Below are 14,207 nucleotides of genomic sequence, written 5' to 3'. Positions count from 1 at the left end.
GCCCTCGCCATAGGGGTGGTGGGACAGGCAGAATGGAGTGACAGGCGGATCCGAAACGCTCCCACTCCGGGCTGCCGGCCAAGGAACTCGGAGTGGAAACGTCTGTGCGATGGCGTCCGCCGCAGCTGGTCCCGGTCTCGAGCCGGGGCCAGTTCGCGTTTCACACGTGAGGCAGGATCCACCTGTCGATGATCTCCTGGACCATCATCAAGAGGCTCACCCACTGGGCCGTCTGTGCGACCCGTTCGGTCCACGTGCGGATGGTGCGGCGCCCGTCAGGCTTCTCGGCCATCGGGCTGTACTCCTTCCTGGTTCCACGCAAGTCGTGGGTACCGCGGCGAGCCACGAACGGGTGGCGCCAGGAAGGGGGAAATCAGCGGTCGACGGCACTCGATGGAGTGACTCCGTGCCGAAACGGCTCCGTTCTCAACCTCCTTGCGGCGGCGGTCAGTTGAGCAAGCTACCCTCTGCCATATCGTAGCCCGGACGTCGCGACATGGGTAGTACTGTCGGACACATTGCGCATCGAAGGCTCGCCAAGTGCGATATAGCTACTCGGCAACTGTCGGCCTCGGTCCGCCCCTGCGGTTGCGCGTCCAAGTGGTTCGGGGTCCCCTGGCAGTGGCGTGAACTGTCGTCCCGGAAGGTCTCGATGAGTAAGCTGCTAGTCTGCTATGTTGCACCTCGCACGGTCCGGTTGGAGGTGGAGCCATCATGAGCGCGCCAAGTGCGGCACTGCAGCGGCTGCGGCTGCGCACCGAGCTGCGAAAGGCGCGGACCGCCGCGCGGCTCACTCAGCGACAGGTCGCCGCGAAGATGGAGTGGAGCCCCTCCAAGTTGATCCGGATCGAGGCCGGCGAAGTCGGCGTCTCCGTCAACGACTTGCGGCCCCTCCTGGATGCGTACGGGATCCGTGACCGCCGCAAGATCGAGGAGCTCCTCGATCTGGCACGGGGCAGCCGGAAGATGCCGTACGCCGAGTACCGCGACCTGTACAGCAAGGAGTTCTTGCAGTTCCTGGCGCTGGAGTCGTCCGCGTCGATCGTGCGGGCGTACAACTCCCTGCAGGTGCCCGGCCCTTTGCAGACCGAGGAGTACGGTCGCGCGATCATGCGGGCGTACGACAAGGGGATCGACGACGAGGCGATCGAGCGGGCCATCGAGGTGCGGCTCTCCCGCCAGGACACGCTGACGTCGGGCGACCGCGAGATCTTCTACATCCTCGACGAGTCGGTCGTGCGCCGGCAGGTCGGCGGACGCGGCGTCATGCGGGCCCAGTTGGAGCGGCTCGCGGAGCTCGCCGCCCTGCCGAAGGTGAACATCCAGATCCTCCCGTTCAGCGTCGGGGCGCACCCCGGAATCCAGGGTCCCTTCACGCTCTTCGAGTTCGAGGCGGACGAGATGCCGGACTCGCTGTATCTGGAGAACCCGCGCGGCGACTCCTACACCACCACCGCTCCCGAGGAGAGCGGGCGTTACCTGGAGCGGTTCTGGGAGTTGGAGGACCTCGCCGTCAAGGAACGCAACGTGGACATGCTGAGGGTGCTGGCGGCGCGGGCCGAGGAGGGAGCCGACGAACTGGAGCGGCTGCTGACGCCCGCCGAGGCGGCCTGACGCCCCATCAGTCACGCTTCTCGCAAGGGACCTTGGCGCGAAAGCAGTCGTTCATATCTGTATGACGCGCCGTTATCCTGGAAGAGGTGCTACGTCCCTCTGCACCAGCCGTGCTGGGCCGGCTGGCCTTCCGCACCCGGGGTGGAGGAGAAGCGTGGTCAGTACATGGGCATGGCGCAAGAGCAGTGCGAGCGGGGATCCTCGAGAAGACTGCGTGGAAATCGCCTGGACCGGCAGGACGGTCCTCATCCGTGACTCCGCGCGCCCCCGGGGCGCGGTCGCCGTGGTGAGCCCGGAGGCCTGGGTCGTCTTCCTCTCCTCGGTCGTCCGAGCCTCGATTCCGACGCGTGACGTGACGACGGCCCGGCCCTGACGGGACCGGGCCGGGTCGCACCGACTCGCGGGGCTCACGCGCGCTTGCGTCGTCCGCCGAGTCCCACCGCCACCGCGGCGGCCGTCGCGAGAACCACTGCGGCGTCTATCGCGAGGACCGTCCGCGTGCCGGTGAGGAGATCGGAGTTCGTCGTCGCGAGGACGCCGAGCACCGGGATGCCGATGGTCAGGCCCACCTGCTGGGTGGAGGTGACCAGACCCGTCGCCAGGCCCTGCTCCTCGTCGGGCACGCCCGACGTCACCGTCACGCCGTACGAGACGATCGCGCCCAGGTGGAACATGCTCGCCACCGAGACCGCGGCCGTGGCGAGCCACACCGACCAGCCGCCCTCGCTGATGCCGAGCAGCGCGGCCCCGAGGAGGCCCTGTCCGACCAGCGAGGCGACCAGCGTGCGGCGTGCGCCGAAGCGGCCGATGACCCTGGGTGCGTACACACCGGCGACCACCGAAAGGACGCCCTGCACGCCGAAGACCAGACCGGTCTCGAAGGCCGAGAGGCGCAGGACCTCCTGGAAGTAGAGGGTCAGCACGAAGACGACCGTCGACATCATCGAGAACGTGACCAGACCGCCGAGGTTGCCCCACGCCACGGTGCGGCGGCGCAGCATCGGCAGCGAGACGAGCGGGGATGCGGCGCGCGACTCGACGTATCCGAAGACCGCGAGCAGGAGCACGCCCGCCACCAGCGTGACGATGACGTCCGTGCCGCCGAAGCCGCGCTGGGCCGCCGTGGAGAGGGCGTAGATCAGGGCGAGCAGGCCGCCGGTGACCGTGACGGCGCCGGGGATGTCCAGGCGCGGGCGGTCCGGGGTGCGGGACTCGGGCAGCAGGCCGGGCGCCAGCGGCAGCACGATCAGCGCGAAGAGGGTCAGCAGGCCCATCGTGGAACGCCAGCCGAGGGTGTCCGTGAGGACGCCGCCGAGCACCATGCCGACCGTGAAGCCGAGCGAGAGCAGCGTGCCGGAGATGCCGAGCGCCCGGTCGCGCTGCGGGCCCTCGGGGAACGTGGTCGTCAGGAGGGACATGCCGGTCGGCACGATGGCCGCCGCGCCCACGCCCTGCAGCGCGCGCCCGGCCAGGAACGACGCCGGGTCCCACGCGAACGTGGCGAGCAGCGAGGCCAGGCCGAAGAGCGCGAGACCGGCGAGGAACAGCTTGCGGCGCCCGAAGAGGTCGCCGGTCCTGCCGAAGAGGAGCAGGAAGCCGCCCGAAGGCAGCGCGAAGGCGGTCACCGCCCACTGCAGTGCGGAGTGGCTCATGCCGAGGTCGGGGCCGAGCACGGGCAGCGCCACGTTCAGGACGGAGAAGTCCAGCGCGACCATGAACTGGGCGGCGCAGAGCACGAAGAGGACGAGCTTGTCGCGGGTGGAGAGCTTGGGGCCGTGCGGCTGCGGCTGCGGAGCCGGTGGCGCGGTCTGGGGGGACGGGGCAGTGGTGGTGTCGATCGCCATGGTCAAGAGCTTGCGTCGGCCGGAATAGACGTGGGGAGCGGGAACTTATGCTGGTGGTCGGAACACCAGTCAGGGCTTGGGGGAGCGCCACATGGCAGCAGCAGTGCCGGTCACGTCGGACACGGACGCCTCGAAGGCGCGTCGGCTCGGGGAGCTCCGGGAGTTCCTGATGAGCCGCCGCGCACGCGTCAGCCCCACGGAGGCCGGGCTCCCCGACGGTGGCGCCCGCCGACGCACGCCGGGCCTGCGCCGCGAAGAGGTCGCCGTGCTCGCCGGGGTCGGGGCCTCCTGGTACCAGTGGCTGGAGCAGGGCCGCGACATCTCCGTGTCGCCGCAGGTCCTGGACTCCGTGGCGCGCGTCCTGAAGCTGAGCGGCGCCGAGCGGCGCCATCTGTACGTGCTGTCCGGGCTCAACCCGCCGCGGCCCGAGGTCGCCAGGGACGACCAGGCGATGTGCGAGGGGCTGCACCGGCTCATCGACACCTGGATGCCGCAGCCCGCGCACATCATGGACGCGTACTGGAACTGCGTGATGTACAACGACGCGGCCGCCTCCGTGCTCGGCATGCGCTCGGAGACCGCCGAGAACTGCCTGCTCACCTTCTTCACCGACCCCATCTACCGTGCCCGCGCGAAGAGCTGGCAGCTCAACGCGCCGCAGGTCGTGGCGATGTACCGGGCCGCGTGCTCGGAGCACCCCGACGACGACGGCTTCGCCGCGGTGATCGCCGAGGCGAAGTCGGTGAGCCCGGAGTTCGTGGAGCTCTGGGAGCGGCGGGACGTCCTGCCCGGCGGGCAGGTCGCCAAGGAGATCGAGCACCCGGTGGTGGGGGCGCTGTTCCTGGAGTCGACGCAGCTGAAGGTCCCGGCCAGGCCCGACCTCACGATCGTGCTGCACACGCCGATGCCGCACGCCGAGGCGGACACCGCGGGGAAGCTGGCCTGGCTGGCCTCGCCCGAGGGGCGGCGCGGGTCGATCTATCCGGTGGCGGTGTAGCGGAGGCTGCTCCGTATGCTCGGGGCATGACTGAGAGCACCGCGCTGGACCCCGAGGACCGCAAGATCGTCACCCTGGCCCGTTCCGCACGGGCCCGCAACGGGGTGCCCGAGGGGGCGGCTGTGCGGGACGAGACGGGGCGTACGTATGTGGCGGGGACCGTTGCGCTGGACTCGCTTCAGCTGTCCGCGCTGAGGACTGCGGTGGCGATGGCGGTGGCGTCCGGGGCGGAGTCGCTGGAGGCGGCGGCGGTCGTCTCCGGGGCGGAGGCGCTCTCCTCGGAGGATCTTGCCGCTGTGCGGGACCTCGGTGGGGCCGGGACGCCGGTGTTTCTCGCGGGGGCGGATGGTGAGGTGCGGGTGCGGGGCGAGGCGGGGTGAGGTTCTGGCCTCCGGCGGTTCTTCCCCGATCCCGCCCCTTCCCGAAACCGGGGCTCCGCCCCGGACCCCGCTCCTCAAACGCCGGAGGGGCTGAAAGCTGAAACCCGTGCCGGAGGGGCTGAAAGCTGAAACCCGTGCCGGAGGGGCTGAAAGCTGAAACCCGTGCCGGAGGGGCTGAAAGCTGAAACCCGCGCCGGAGGGGCTGTGAAAGCTGAAACCCGCGCCGGAGGGGTTGAAAGCTGGAGTCACCGGTCCGTTCGGTGGCTTACACCGCGTCCGGGCCCCGTTCGCCCGTCCGTACCCGCACCACCGTGTCCACGGGGACCGACCACACCTTGCCGTCGCCGATCTTTCCCGTGTGCGCCGCGCGGACGATCGCTTCGATGGCCGGGTCCGCGTCCAGGTCGGTGACCACGACCTCGATGCGGACCTTGGGGACCAGGTCGACCTGGTACTCCGCGCCCCGGTACACCTCGGTGTGGCCGCGCTGGCGGCCGTAGCCGCTGGCCTCGGTGACCGTCAGGCCCTGCACACCGAGTTCCTGGAGCGCCGACTTCACCTCGTCCAGGCGGAACGGCTTGATGATCGCGGTGATCAGCTTCATGCGGCGGGGCTCCCCTTCTTGACCGATGCGGAGCCCACGGGGCTCGCCAGGACGCCGTGATCGTAGGCGCTCTCGGCGTGCTGTGTCTGGTCCAGGCCCGTCAGCTCGTCCTCGGCCGGTGCCCGGAAGCCCATCAGTTTGTCGATGGCCTTTCCGAGGGCGTAGGTGACGATGAAGGTGTACGTCGCCACCACCGCGACCGCCACCGCCTGCCTGCCCAACTGCGCCGCGCCGCCGCCGTGGAGGAGCCCCTCCGGTCCTTCCGTCATCGTGGCCGTCGCGAACAGGCCGATCAGCAGCGTGCCGACGACCCCGCCCACCAGGTGCACGCCGACGACGTCGAGCGAGTCGTCGTAGCCGAGGCGGAACTTCCACGCGACCGCGTACGAGCAGACGACACCCGCGGCGAGACCGATCACCGCCGCGCCCAGGATGTCGACGACCCCGCACGACGGGGTGATCGCGACGAGCCCCGCCACCGCGCCCGAAGCCGCGCCGAACGTGGTGGGGTGCCCGTCCCGCTTCTGCTCCACGAAGAGCCAGCCGAGCAGGCCCGTGCAGCCGGCAACCAGGGTGTTGAGGAGGGACGCCGCGGCGAGGCCGTTCGCGCCGAGCGCGGAGCCGCCGTTGAAGCCGAGCCAGCCGAACCAGAGCAGGCCCGCGCCCATCAGGACCATGGGGAGGTTGTGCGGACGCATCGCCTCCTTCCTGAAGCCGATGCGCGGTCCGAGGACCAGACACAGGGCCAGGCCCGATGCGCCCGACGCGATCTCCACGACCAGGCCGCCCGCGAAGTCGAGGGCGCCGAGGGAGCTCGCGATCCAGCCGTCGGGACCCCACACCCAGTGCGCCACGGGAACGTATACGACGAGGGTCCAGACCGGTACGAAGACCAGCCAGGCCGCGAACCGGGTGCGGTCCGCGATCGCCCCGCTGATCAGCGCCGCCGTGATGACGGCGAAGGTGAGCTGGAAGGTGGTGAAGAGGAGGGTGGGGACCGTGCCGGTGAGCGAGTCCGGGCCGATGCCCGCCATGCCGAGGTGGTCGAGGCCGCCGATCAGGCCCGCGAAGGTGTCGTCGCCGAAGGCCAGGGAGTAGCCCGCGAGCAGCCAGACCACGGTGACCAGGGCGATCGAGACGAACGACATGAGCAGCATGTTCAGGACGCTCTTCGTGCGGACCATGCCGCCGTAGAAGAGGGCGAGGCCCGGCGTCATCAGGAGGACGAGCGCGGTGGCCGCGAGCAGCCAGGCGGTGTCGCCCGTGTCGAGGTGGGGGGCGGCGGAGGTCGTCATGGGGGGAGAGCGTCACGGGTGCGCGTTTCGTATCGGGCACCCACGGGTTTCCGCCGTGTTTCGTGTTGCGGAGGGGTTCGGAGGGGTTTCCGTGTGCTCATCGGTCCCGGCTTCCGGGCGTGTGCCGTGGGTCCGTGGGCCGGTCGGTGCGGCGGGGCTCCGGGGATCAGGGACAATGGGCGCCATGAGCGTTCGTACCCCGTCATCAGCCGAGCCGTCCGAGGCCGCCCACCGCGCCGGCTTCGCCTGCTTCGTCGGCCGCCCCAACGCGGGCAAGTCCACCCTCACGAACGCTCTGGTCGGCAAGAAGGTCGCGATCACCGCGAACCAGCCGCAGACCACGCGGCACACCGTGCGCGGCATCGTGCACCGCCCGGACGCCCAGATGATCCTGGTGGACACCCCCGGCCTCCACAAGCCGCGCACGCTGCTCGGCGAGCGGCTCAACGACGTCGTGCGCACGACGTGGGCCGAGGTCGACGTGATCGGCTTCTGCCTGCCCGCGAACGAGAAGCTCGGCCCCGGCGACCGGTTCATCGCCAAGGAGCTCGCCTCCATCAAGAAGACGCCGAAGATCGCGATCATCACCAAGACCGACCTGGTCGACAGCAAGACGCTCGCCGAGCAGCTCATCGCCATCGACCAGCTCGGCAAGGAGCTCGGCTTCGAGTGGGCCGAGATCGTGCCGGTGTCGGCCGTCGGCGACCAGCAGGTCGGGCTGCTCGCGGACCTCATCGTGCCGCTGCTGCCCGAGGGCCCCGCGCTCTACCCCGAGGGCGACCTCACGGACGAGCCCGAGCAGGTCATGGTCGCGGAGCTGATCCGTGAGGCGGCGCTCGAGGGCGTGCGGGACGAGCTGCCGCACTCCATCGCGGTCGTGGTGGAGGAGATGCTGCCCCGCGAGGACCGGCCCGCGGACAAGCCGCTGCTCGACATCCACGCGTTCGTCTACATCGAGCGGCCCAGCCAGAAGGGCATCATCATCGGCCCGAAGGGCAAGCGCCTCAAGGACGTCGGCATCAAGTCCCGCAAGCAGATCGAGGCGCTGCTTGGCACGCCGGTCTTCTTGGACCTGCACGTGAAGGTCGCCAAGGACTGGCAGCGGGACCCGCGCCAGCTGCGCAAGCTCGGATTCTGAGGCGCCGCCGCCCCGCTACTTCACCCCTCTGATCCGCGTCACCAGCACCGATCCCGCCGCGCCGACCACCGCCGCCGTCAGGTACAGGGCGCGGTAGCCGCCCAGGTGGGTCACGATCGGGGCCGCCAGGACGGGGGCCGCGACCTGGGGCAGGGAGTTGGCGATGTTGATGATGCCGAGGTCCTTGCCGCGGTCCGTGGCGGTGGGCAGGACGTCCGTCATCAGGGCGAAGTCCACCGACGTGAAGACGCCGAAGCCGATGCCGAGCAGCGCTGCCGCGACGATCGCGCCCGGCCAGGTCTGCCAGAGGGCGAGCAGGCCCGTCGCCGCCGCCATCACCGCCCCCGACCAGATCACGAAGGGCTTGCGGCGGCCCACCCGGTCCGACCAGGCGCCGCCCACCACGACCGTGGCGAGCATCGTGGCGCCGTTCACGGCCGTCAGGATCAGCACGCCCGCCTCCGGGTCCGCGCGGTCCAGGCGGTCGCGGAGGAAGTAGAGAAGGTAGAGCAGCACCAGCGAGTTGCTGACGTTGATCAGGAAGCGGGTCAGCCACGCCCAGGCCAGGTCCGGGTGGCGGCGCGGGCTCAGCCGGAAGCCCGCGAGGAACTCCCGCCGGGACCACGGCGGCCGGTAGGACCCGGCCAGGCGCAGGTCCCGGTGGCGTACGACGTAGGGCAGGACGCCGGTCAGGGTGAAGACCGCGCAGGCCGTGTATCCCGCGACCGTCCCGCCCACCGCCGTCGCGAGCCCCGTGCCGACGACCACGCCGAGCAGCTGCGCCGCGCCGAGCCAGCCGCCCACCGAGCCCCGCTGCAGCCGCGGCACGCGGTCCGGCACGGCGGCCGTCACCGCGGCGAACGCGGCGTTCAGGGTGAGCTGGACCAGGCACCAGCCCGCCGTCAGCCACCACACCGAGTCCGCCGCGGAGAGCAGCAGGAGCGAGGCCGCGCCGCCCGCCGCCCCCGCCACGATCCACGGCGTGCGCCGCCCCCAGCGGGACGTGGTGCGGTCCGAGAGCGCGCCGAAGACGGGGTTCGCGGCGAGGGAGACGACCGCGCCGATGCCCGTCACCCAGGCGAGCACGGTCTCCTTGGAGGTGCCCGCGGGCGCGAGGTCCTCTGCCTGGACGGCGAGCAGGATCTGCAGCGGGCCGTACCAGCCCACCCAGATCGCCCCGTTGGCGACCGAGAGCGCTGCCGTCCAGCCGCGGCCGACCCGTTCGGTCGGCTCCCGCAGCGCGGTGGTGGTCATGGGCGCCGCGCCGACAGGGCCTCGCGCAGCCAGTGGTACGACGCCTTCGGGGTGCGCACCTGCGTGGTGTGGTCGACGTGGACGAGGCCGAAACGCTGCCGGTAGCCCTCCGCCCACTCGAAGTTGTCGATCAGCGACCAGACGAAGTAGCCGCGCACGTCCACGCCCGCCGCCATCGCCCGGTGCAGTGCCCGCAGATGGCCGTCGAGGTAGGCGATGCGGTCCTGGTCGTCGAGTCCCTCGTACGAGCAGCCGTTCTCGGTGATGACGAGGGGCGGGAGCCGGTCGCCGTAGCGGTCGCGGAAGGCGGTGAGGAGTTCGGGGAGGGCTTCGGGGACGACCGGCCAGCCGAAGTCCGTGACCGGATAGCCCTCGATCTGCCGCGGGGAGAAGGGGAGTTCGGGCGGGATCGTGATGCCCGCGAACTCGGTGGCCGTGCCCCCGGGGAGCGGTGCCCCCACCTTCGTCGGCTGGTAGAAGTTGATCCCGTACCAGTCGAGCGGCTCGGAGATGACCGACAGGTCGGAGCCGAGGTCGTCCGACGGCATCAGCTCGCCGATGCCCTCCGGATAGCGGCCGAGGAGCAGCGGGTCCGCGAAGAGGCGGTTGAGGAGCAGGTCGTAGAAGTCCGCGGCGCCCGTGTCGGCCACGGCGTCGGAGGCGGGCCAGGTCGGGCCGTGCGAGTTGGCGATGCCGATGTCCCGGGCCCCGGCCGCGCGCAGCGCCCGTACGGCGAGGCCGTGCGCGAGGAGCTGGTGGTGGGCGACGGGCAGCGCGCCGAAGAGGAGCCGTTCACCGGGGGCGTGCTGGCCGAGCGCGTGGCCGAGCAGGGTGTGTTCCGCCGGTTCGTTGAGGGTGATCCACTTGGTGACGCGGTCGCCGATGCGGGCCGCGACGACGGCCGCGTACTCGGCGAACCGCTCGGCGGTGTCCCGGTCCAGCCAGCCGCCCTTCTCCTGCACGGCAAGCGGGGTGTCCCAGTGGAAGAGGGTGGGGACGGGCCGGATGCCCGCCGCGCACAGTTCGTCGACGAGGCGGTCGTAGAAGTCCAGGCCCGCCGGGTCCACCTGGCCCGCCCCGGTGGGCAGCACGCGCGGCCAGGAGACCGAGAAGCGGTACGCGTCCACGCCGAGGTCGCGGACGAGCGCCACGTCCTCGCGGTAGCGGTGGTAGTGGTCGCAGGCGACCGCGGCCGTCGAGCCGTCCTTCACGTTCCCCGGCACGGCCGTGAACGCGTCCCAGACCGAGGCGCCGCGCGCGTCGGCGGCGCCCTCGATCTGGTGGGCCGATGTGGAGACGCCCCACAGGAAGTCGCGGGGGAACTCGGGGAGCCTGGGGAACGGGGGGATTGCCGGTGTCGCCGCACTCGCTGCCATGGGCGGGATCTTCCGTACCGTCGAGTACGGAAGTCAATGGGCGTGCGCGGAAAAGGTGAACAATCCTCAGGTTCGCTGTTCCTCAGGTTCGCCGGTCCTCAGGCTCCCTACGCACCCTCCTTCAGCACCCGCGAGATCAGTTTCCGCTGCGGCTCCGTCAGCCGCGGGTCCGAGCAGTACACCGTCTGCTCGTCCACCGTCAGCTGGTAGTTGAAGCCGTCCGGCACCCCTATCGGCGGGGCGCTCCGTCCCTCCGCCACGGCCTGTTCGGCCAGGGCGTGCCACTCCGGGGCATCGGCCAGCTGCGAGGTGTCCACCTCGGCATGCCGGTCGATGCCCGCGAATCCTCCGGTCCGCTTCACCTGGATGCGCATGGGTCCTGTCTACTCCACCGGGCGGGCGGCCGGTAGCACGTCATCGGCCGGTCATCCGAACCGTCAGTCGGTCGCCGGGACCTTGACCGTGGACCAGGCGTCGATGACGGCCTTGAGCTCGTCCCCGTCGCCGTACTTGGCGCGCGCGGCGGCGACCGTCAGCTTCGCGAAGTCGGTGAAGGACGCGTCCTGTGCCAGCTCGCCACCGGTCAGCACGGCGTACCAGATCTGTCCCGCCCGCTCCCACGAGTGACCGCCGAGGGCGTCGGCGGTCAGGTAGAACGCGCGGTTGGGGATGCCGGAGTTGATGTGCACGCCGCCGTTGTCGCGGCCCGTCCTGACGTAGTGGTCCATGTCGGCGGGCTGCGGGTCCTTGCCGAGCACGTCGTCGTCGTACGCCGTGCCGGGCTCCTTCATGGAGCGCAGCGCCTTGCCGGTGACGCGCGGGGCGAGCAGCCCGGCGCCGATCAGCCAGTCGGCCTCCTGGGCGGTCTGGCCGAGCGTGTACTGCTTGATCATCGATCCGAAGACGTCCGCCATCGACTCGTTCAGGGCGCCCGGCTGGCCGAAGTACGTGAGGTTCGCCGTGTACTGCACGACGCCGTGGGTGAGCTCGTGGCCGATGACGTCAACGGGGATGGTGAAGTCCAGGAAGATTTCGTTGTCGCCGTCGCCGAACACCATCTGCTCGCCGTTCCAGAAGGCGTTCCCGTACTCCTCGCCGTAGTGGACCGTCGCGTTCAGCGGGAGGCCGCTGCCATCGATGGAGTTGCGTTCGTATGCCTTCTGGTAGAGCTCGAAGGTCGCGCCGAGGCCCGCGTACGCACGGTTGACGGTGGCGTCCTTGCCGGGCTTGTCGCCCTCGCCGCGCACCTTGCGGCCCGGGAGCTCGGTACGGTGCTTGGCGTCGTAGATCGTGCGGTGCGGCTTGCCCGCCGCGGCCTCCTTGGGCGCGGAGACGCTGGGTGCGCCGATGACGGTCGTCAGGCGGCGGTGGGTGCGCTCGATGGCGTCCCGCTCCAGCGTGCGGCGGGCGGGCGAGGCGAGCGCGGGGTCCTGGTTCTGGGCGAGCGTGTCCAGGACGTGGGGCGGGACGATGGTGCAGAAGACGGGCTCGAAGCCTCGTGGGTTGACGGTCATGGCGGCAATGTGGCACTGGGTCATGCCGCTGTCACTACCTGCAACCATGATTGCTGAAATAGAGGGATTGATCACCACTAGGGGTTTATCCGGCCACGGTCCCGCATACTGATACGGGCCCGCGCACAGAGGGCGGCTCGGCTAGGCTGCGGCACATCATGCGATTCGGGTTGCTTCTCCTTAGCTGCCGCGGCGAGGGCCTGTAGACGAGGCCGACCCCCTCCCCGCGGAGTTCGGCGTTGCGCTAAGACCGTCGGCCGTCCTTCAGGACACTCCCGAGGAGCCCCGCACATGCCGAACTTCCAGCGCCCCACTTCCATGCCGATCCACAAGTACGGGCAGTACGAGCAGGTCGACATCCCCGACCGCACCTGGCCGGACCAGCGGATCACGGTCGCTCCCCGCTGGCTCTCCACGGATCTGCGCGACGGCAACCAGGCGCTGATCGACCCGATGTCCCCGGCCCGCAAGCGCGCCATGTTCGACCTGCTGGTCCGCATGGGCTACAAGGAGATCGAGGTCGGCTTCCCCTCGTCGGGCCAGACGGACTTCGATTTCGTACGGTCGATCATCGAGGACGAGAACGCGATCCCCGAGGACGTGACCATCTCCGTCCTGACCCAGGCCCGCGAAGAGCTCATCGAGCGCACGGTGGAGTCCCTGAAGGGCGCCCGGCGCGCGACGGTCCACCTCTACAACGCGACTGCGCCCGTGTGGCGCGATGTCGTGTTCCGCGGCTCGCGCGACGCCGTGAAGCAGATCGCCGTCGACGGCACGCGCCTGGTCATGGAGTACGCGGACAAGCTGCTCGACGACCGCACGACCTTTGGCTACCAGTACAGCCCCGAGATCTTCACCGACACCGAGCTGGACTTCGCCCTGGAGGTCTGCGAGGGCGTCATGGACGTCTGGCAGCCCGACGCCGACCGCGAGATCATCCTCAACCTGCCCGCCACGGTCGAGCGCTCCACGCCTTCGACCCACGCGGACCGCTTCGAGTGGATGTCCCGCAACCTGTCCCGGCGCGAGCACGTCTGCCTCTCCATCCACCCGCACAACGACCGCGGCACCGCGGTCGCCGCCGCCGAGCTGGCCGTCATGGCGGGCGGCGACCGCGTCGAGGGCTGCCTGTTCGGCCAGGGCGAGCGCACCGGCAACGTCGACCTGGTGACGCTGGGCATGAACCTCTTCTCGCAGGGCGTCGACCCGCAGGTCGACCTCTCCGACATCGACGAGGTCCGCCGCGTGTACGAGTACTGCACGCAGATGGAGGTCCACCCCCGGCACCCGTACGCGGGCGACCTGGTCTACACCGCCTTCTCCGGCTCCCACCAGGACGCCATCAAGAAGGGCTTCGACGCGATGGAGGGCCGGGCCGCGGCCGACGGCAAGACCATCGACGACATCGAGTGGGCCGTGCCGTACCTGCCCATCGACCCCAAGGACGTCGGCCGGTCCTACGAGGCCGTCATCCGCGTCAACTCGCAGTCCGGCAAGGGCGGCATCGCGTACGTCCTCAAGAACGACCACAAGCTGGACCTGCCGCGCCGCATGCAGATCGAGTTCTCCAAGATCATCCAGACGAAGACGGACGCCGAGGGCGGCGAGGTCACGCCCGGCGCGATCTGGAGCGTCTTCCAGGACGAGTACCTGCCGAACCCCGGGAACGCCGAGGCGCAGTGGGGTCGTATTCAGGTCAAGAACGGCCAGACGACGACCGACACCGACGGCGTCGACCGGCTGGCCGTCGAGGCCACGCTGGACGGCGAGGACACCGTGCTGACCGGCTCCGGCAACGGTCCGATCTCCGCGTTCTTCGACGCGCTGCAGGGCATCGGCATCGACGTACGCCTCCTGGACTACCAGGAGCACACGATGAGCGAGGGCGCGTCCGCGCAGGCCGCCTCGTACATCGAGTGCGCGATCGGCGACAAGGTCCTCTGGGGCATCGGCATCGACGCCAACACGACGCGTGCCTCGCTGAAGGCCGTCGTCTCCGCCGTCAACCGCGCGGCGCGCTAGTCCGCCGACCGTTTCTGCCCGGCCCCGTCCGCCCCTCCGGCGGGCGGGGCCGCGTCATCTCCCGGCCATGTCGGGCTCGCTCTCCTGTGCGAGGTGCTGACGCCACATCATCGATGTGGCTAACATCACGCCAACGCGGCAATGCAGCCGGGGAGTTACGGAGGTGCGT

The 14,207-nt window shown here is 70.3% G+C and carries 14 protein-coding genes; 6 read left to right on the top strand and 8 right to left on the bottom strand.

Features of this window, described 5'->3' with window-relative positions:
* Window positions 1–160 precede the first annotated feature (160 nt).
* Window positions 161–292: a hypothetical protein gene (locus tag ABZV77_RS28080; RefSeq protein WP_356262354.1), complete on the bottom strand. Its 132-nt coding sequence runs from the start codon at window positions 290–292 to the stop codon at window positions 161–163.
* A gap of 422 nt (window positions 293–714) precedes the next feature.
* Here ABZV77_RS28080 and ABZV77_RS28075 point away from each other — a divergent pair, with 422 nt between their 5' ends.
* Window positions 715–1,614: a helix-turn-helix transcriptional regulator gene (locus ABZV77_RS28075; RefSeq protein WP_356262351.1), complete on the top strand. Its 900-nt coding sequence runs from the start codon at window positions 715–717 to the stop codon at window positions 1,612–1,614.
* Window positions 1,615–1,675: 61 nt separating this feature from the next.
* Complete coding sequence (locus tag ABZV77_RS28070; protein ID WP_356262349.1) at window positions 1,676–1,987, top strand: DUF397 domain-containing protein; 312 nt, start codon at window positions 1,676–1,678, stop codon at window positions 1,985–1,987.
* 34 nt (window positions 1,988–2,021) lie between these two features.
* Here ABZV77_RS28070 and ABZV77_RS28065 read toward each other — a convergent pair whose 3' ends face one another.
* Window positions 2,022–3,458, bottom strand: coding sequence for an MFS transporter (locus ABZV77_RS28065; protein WP_356262346.1), 1,437 nt, complete (start codon window positions 3,456–3,458; stop codon window positions 2,022–2,024).
* A gap of 91 nt (window positions 3,459–3,549) precedes the next feature.
* On the opposite strand from ABZV77_RS28065, the gene ABZV77_RS28060 reads away from it, so the two are divergent.
* A complete protein-coding gene (locus tag ABZV77_RS28060; RefSeq protein WP_356262343.1) occupies window positions 3,550–4,455 on the top strand; it encodes a helix-turn-helix transcriptional regulator in 906 nt (301 codons plus the stop codon).
* Window positions 4,456–4,481: 26 nt separating this feature from the next.
* Window positions 4,482–4,835: a cytidine deaminase gene (locus tag ABZV77_RS28055; RefSeq protein ID WP_356262340.1), complete on the top strand. Its 354-nt coding sequence runs from the start codon at window positions 4,482–4,484 to the stop codon at window positions 4,833–4,835.
* Between the two features lie 265 nt (window positions 4,836–5,100).
* Here the strand turns inward: ABZV77_RS28055 and ABZV77_RS28050 are convergent, their stop codons facing one another.
* Both ABZV77_RS28050 and ABZV77_RS28045 read right to left on the bottom strand, forming a co-directional pair.
* Window positions 5,101–5,439 carry a P-II family nitrogen regulator gene (locus ABZV77_RS28050; RefSeq protein WP_356262337.1) on the bottom strand — a complete coding sequence of 113 codons (339 nt, stop codon included), beginning with the start codon at window positions 5,437–5,439 and terminating at the stop codon, window positions 5,101–5,103.
* The gene (locus ABZV77_RS28045) at window positions 5,436–6,734 is read right to left on the bottom strand and encodes an ammonium transporter (RefSeq protein ID WP_356262334.1); all 1,299 of its coding nucleotides are present in this window, start codon (window positions 6,732–6,734) and stop codon (window positions 5,436–5,438) included. The genes ABZV77_RS28050 and ABZV77_RS28045 overlap by 4 nt, the downstream gene beginning before the upstream one ends.
* 184 nt (window positions 6,735–6,918) lie before the next feature.
* Here ABZV77_RS28045 and era point away from each other — a divergent pair, with 184 nt between their 5' ends.
* Window positions 6,919–7,872, top strand: coding sequence for a GTPase Era (gene era, locus ABZV77_RS28040; protein WP_356262332.1), 954 nt, complete (start codon window positions 6,919–6,921; stop codon window positions 7,870–7,872).
* A gap of 15 nt (window positions 7,873–7,887) precedes the next feature.
* Here the strand turns inward: era and ABZV77_RS28035 are convergent, their stop codons facing one another.
* The 4 genes from ABZV77_RS28035 to ABZV77_RS28020 all read right to left on the bottom strand — a co-directional run bounded on the left by ABZV77_RS28035 (window position 7,888) and on the right by ABZV77_RS28020 (window position 12,016).
* Window positions 7,888–9,126, bottom strand: coding sequence for an MFS transporter (locus ABZV77_RS28035; RefSeq protein WP_356262329.1), 1,239 nt, complete (start codon window positions 9,124–9,126; stop codon window positions 7,888–7,890).
* Entirely contained in the window at window positions 9,123–10,502 is a 1,380-nt protein-coding gene (locus ABZV77_RS28030) for a GH1 family beta-glucosidase (protein ID WP_356262326.1), read from the bottom strand. Before ABZV77_RS28030 ends, ABZV77_RS28035 begins: the two co-directional genes overlap by 4 nt.
* Window positions 10,503–10,609: 107 nt before the next feature.
* Entirely contained in the window at window positions 10,610–10,876 is a 267-nt protein-coding gene (locus ABZV77_RS28025; protein WP_356262323.1) for a protealysin inhibitor emfourin, read from the bottom strand.
* A 63-nt stretch (window positions 10,877–10,939) separates the two neighbouring features.
* Window positions 10,940–12,016: a M4 family metallopeptidase gene (locus ABZV77_RS28020; protein ID WP_356262321.1), complete on the bottom strand. Its 1,077-nt coding sequence runs from the start codon at window positions 12,014–12,016 to the stop codon at window positions 10,940–10,942.
* Between the two features lie 291 nt (window positions 12,017–12,307).
* Between ABZV77_RS28020 and leuA the strand changes: the two genes are divergently transcribed.
* Window positions 12,308–14,038: a 2-isopropylmalate synthase gene (gene leuA / locus ABZV77_RS28015; protein WP_356262318.1), complete on the top strand. Its 1,731-nt coding sequence runs from the start codon at window positions 12,308–12,310 to the stop codon at window positions 14,036–14,038.
* The last annotated feature ends 169 nt before the right edge of the window (window positions 14,039–14,207 follow it).

Source organism: Streptomyces sp. NPDC004732 (genome assembly GCF_040609235.1).
Taxonomy (GTDB): Bacteria; Actinomycetota; Actinomycetes; order Streptomycetales; family Streptomycetaceae; genus Streptomyces.
Note: the sequence above shows the minus strand (reverse complement) of the source record. Positions and strands in the feature narration are given on the sequence as shown.